The sequence below is a fragment of the Burkholderia sp. Ac-20392 genome, assembly GCF_017104585.1.
Taxonomy (GTDB): domain Bacteria; phylum Pseudomonadota; class Gammaproteobacteria; order Burkholderiales; family Burkholderiaceae; genus Burkholderia; species Burkholderia lata.
In genome coordinates, this window is the sequence record NZ_JAAGPB010000729.1 from 1 (window position 1) to 3192 (window position 3192).

The following is a 3192-nucleotide window of genomic DNA, read 5'->3' on the forward strand; positions in this document are numbered from 1 at the left end:
CGCGCGATCGACGTCGCGGCCGGCGATTTCCGCTTTTCCGCGCGGCATGTGCGGTTCCGGCTCGGCGCGATCACCGCGATCGTCGGGCCGAACGGCTCCGGCAAGACCACGCTGCTCGAAACGCTGCTCGGCTTCCGGCGCGGCGGCACCGACGTGCGCGTGCTCGACGTGCCGGCCACGCGCTTCATGCGCGATACGCCGTCGCTGCGGCGCATCGGCGCGCAATTGCAGAAGGTCGAGTATCCCGACCATCTCCGCGTGTCGGAGATCGTCGCACTGCACCGCGCGATGTACGTGCACGCGGACGCCGCGGTCACGGATGCGCTCGGCATCGCCGAACTGCTCGACAAGCCGTGCCGCGCGCTGTCGAAGGGGCAGCGCCAGCGCGTCGATCTCTACGTCGCGCTCGCGCACCGGCCCGAACTGGCCGTGCTCGACGAACCGTTCACCGGCCTCGACCGCCGTTATGCGGGCGTCGTGATCGACCTGCTGCGCCACCGCACGCGCGGCACGAGCGTCGCGATGATCTGCCACGCCGAGGAAGAGCTCGCCGTCGTCGACGATCTCGTGTGGGTACGCGACGGCGGCGTGCGCTACCAGGGCGACAAGGACGCGCTGCGCGCCGAGCTCGTCGGCGAAGCGCGCGCGGTCCTGCATTGCCGCGACGAAGCCGACGCGCGTGCGCTGCGCAAGCGCCTCGCGGCGCTGCCGGGCGTGACCGGCGTGCGCGTGTCGGCCGCGCATGTCGTCGAGGTGTTCGGCGATGCGACGCTGCATCCGAACGTGCACCGCATCGTCGGCGAACAGGGCATCCAGCATCTCGCGCTCGCGCCGAGCACACCGGGCGACCTGCTGCGCCTCTGTACCGAGGGCCCCTCCCATGACTAAGGTGTTCCTGATCCTCGTGCGCAACGAGCTGCTCGGCTACCTGCGCAGCCGCTCGTCGCTGTTCTGGACGCTCGTGTTCCCGGTGTTCCTGCTGAGCGTGATGCTGTTCGCGTTCGGCGGGTCGGGTTCGCTCGGCACTGCAGACATCGCATTCGACGTGCCCGGCGGCGCGACGCCGTACAGCCGCGCGTGCGAAGCGCAGATCGTCTCGAGCCTCACGCACAGCGACACGGTGAAGGCGACCTTCGACGGCCGCGGCGCGGCGGCCGATCGCGTGACCGTCGTGCTCGGCAACGACGAGCGCACGCCGGCGACGATCCGCTATGACTTCAACGGCTCGCTCGCGGTCAAGGCCGCGTCGCGCGTCGTCGAGATCGCGCTCGCGCGCTGCGCCGCGCAGCGGCTCGGGTTGCCCGCCGCACAGGCGCGCTTCGAAAACGCGGCACCGGCGCGCCGCCCGTTCGACTATGGCGCGTTCTTCGCGACCGGCATTCTCGTGATGGCGTTCATGGCGATCGGCCTCAACTCGACGACGACCGCAATCGCGTCGCTGCGCGAACGCAATACGTTCAAGCTGTACGTGTGCTTTCCGGTCTCGCGCGGCGTGTTCCTCGCCGCGCTGATCGTCGCGCGGATGATCATGATGGCGCTGTCGGCGCTCGTGTTGCTGACCGTCGCACGCGTCGCGTTCGGCATCGCGCTGCCGATTGCGACGCCGGACGGGCTGCGCGCGTTGCCGATCGTGCTGCTCGGCGCGGCGATGGTGCTCAGCATCGGCGTGCTGCTCGCGAGCCGCACCAAATCGCTGGCCGCCGCCGAACTCGCGTGCAACGTCACCTACTACCCGCTGCTGTTCTTCAGCGACCTGACGATCCCGATGCACGACGCACCGGCCTGGCTCAAGTCGGTACTTGCATTCCTGCCGACCAACCAGTTCGCGGTCGCGCTGCGCGGCGCGCTGGTCGACGGCGCCCCGTACGCGCAGCTCGCGCCGCAACTGCTCGGCATGACCGCGAGCACGGCGCTGTTCCTGTTCGCCGCCGCGCGGCTGTTCCGCTGGCACGACGCTTGACGCGTCGTCCGCTGTTTCGACGTTACGACGTTTCGACGAAGGAGAATCCCCCGATGAAATCGAGCCATCCCATCACCGACTACCTGCTGCACGCGAGCAACTTCCTGCCGGCGATCGTGTTCCTGTTCTACGGCCGGCTCGGCCCGGAACAACCGGACGTGCGCTGGACGCACGCGTTCCTGATCGGCGGCGTGCTCGCGCTCGTGCACGGCGCATGGCTGATCCGCCGCGCGGACCGCAACAGCATCGCGATCGGCGTCGACCTGTTCCTCGTGATCGGTGCGGTACTGGCGCTCGTGTCGCCGACAGGTAGCCGTTTGTGGGGCGAAGAACTCGGGCCGGCCGCGATGCTCGTCTGCGTGCTGGTCGTCGGCATCGTGCATACCGCGTGGTCGGACCGTGGTTTCGTCGACGGTGCGTTCGTCGACCAGGGACGCGTGCGTTCGCTGTCGATCGTGCTGCTCGCCGTCACCGTCGTCGCGCTCGCGGTGTCGATCACGATGCGCCACAGCCCGCTGTGGGGCGGCGTCGTGCCGCTGATCGCGCTGGTCGTCGTGCGCGGCCGGCTGCGCAAGCAGCTCGTGCGGGCCGGCTGACGATGAGCGCGCTGCCCGACCGCGCCGCGCAGCGGCATGCGCTCGCCGCGACGCTCGGCGACGGCTGGCTCGACGGTACATCGGCTGACGCGTGCTCATCGTATGTAACGGATGTGACGCTCCACGGCGGCATCGCGCTCGGCGTCGCGCGGCCGGCCTCGACCGCCGACACGAGCGCGCTCGCGCGGGTCGCCGCCGCGCACCGCATCGCGCTCGTCGCGCAGGGCGCGCGCACCGGGCTCGTCGGCGCCGCGGTGCCCGATCGCAGCGGTACGCAATGCGTGGTGTCGTTCGACCGGATGCGCGCCGTGCGCGCGTTCGACGCGGCGAATCGCAGCATCACGGTCGAAGCCGGTGCGCGGCTGTCGGACATCAACCGCGTGGCGGCCGAAACCGGCCTCTGCCTGCCGATCGACCTCGGCAGCGATCCGTCGACCGGTGGCCTCGTCGGCGCGAACGCGGGCGGCAGCCGCCTGATCAAGTACGGTGACGTGCGCCGCCACGTGCTCGGCGTCGAAGTCGTGCTCGCCGACGCGGCGGGCACCGTGATCGACGCGCTCGCGCCGCTGCGCAAGCGCAACGCGGGCTTCGACGTCACGCAATGCTTCATCGGCGCGAACGGCGCCAACGGGCTCG

At 70.5% G+C, this 3192-nt stretch carries 4 protein-coding genes; all 4 read left to right on the plus strand.

Annotated features, from left to right (window positions below):
- Positions 1–888 (plus strand): ABC transporter ATP-binding protein (locus G3N99_RS37420; RefSeq protein WP_206124879.1); only part of this gene is annotated, 888 nt, incomplete at its 5' end.
- Positions 881–1960, plus strand: a complete 1080-nt coding sequence (locus G3N99_RS37425) for an ABC transporter permease (protein ID WP_174983745.1) — start codon at positions 881–883, stop codon at positions 1958–1960. The genes G3N99_RS37420 and G3N99_RS37425, both read left to right, overlap by 8 nt.
- A 53-nt stretch (positions 1961–2013) precedes the next feature.
- Positions 2014–2556, plus strand: a complete 543-nt coding sequence (locus tag G3N99_RS37430) for a permease (protein ID WP_206124880.1) — start codon at positions 2014–2016, stop codon at positions 2554–2556.
- 2 nt (positions 2557–2558) lie between these two features.
- Positions 2559–3192 (plus strand): FAD-binding oxidoreductase (locus G3N99_RS37435; RefSeq protein ID WP_206124881.1); only part of this gene is annotated, 634 nt, incomplete at its 3' end.

What these genes read in the sequence shown, in the direction of transcription:
- G3N99_RS37425 (WP_174983745.1), top strand. Translation starts at nt 881, where the DNA reads ATGACTAAGGTGTTCCTGATCCTCGTGCGCAACGAGCTGCTCGGCTAC.
- G3N99_RS37430 (WP_206124880.1), top strand. Translation starts at nt 2,014, where the DNA reads ATGAAATCGAGCCATCCCATCACCGACTACCTGCTGCACGCGAGCAAC.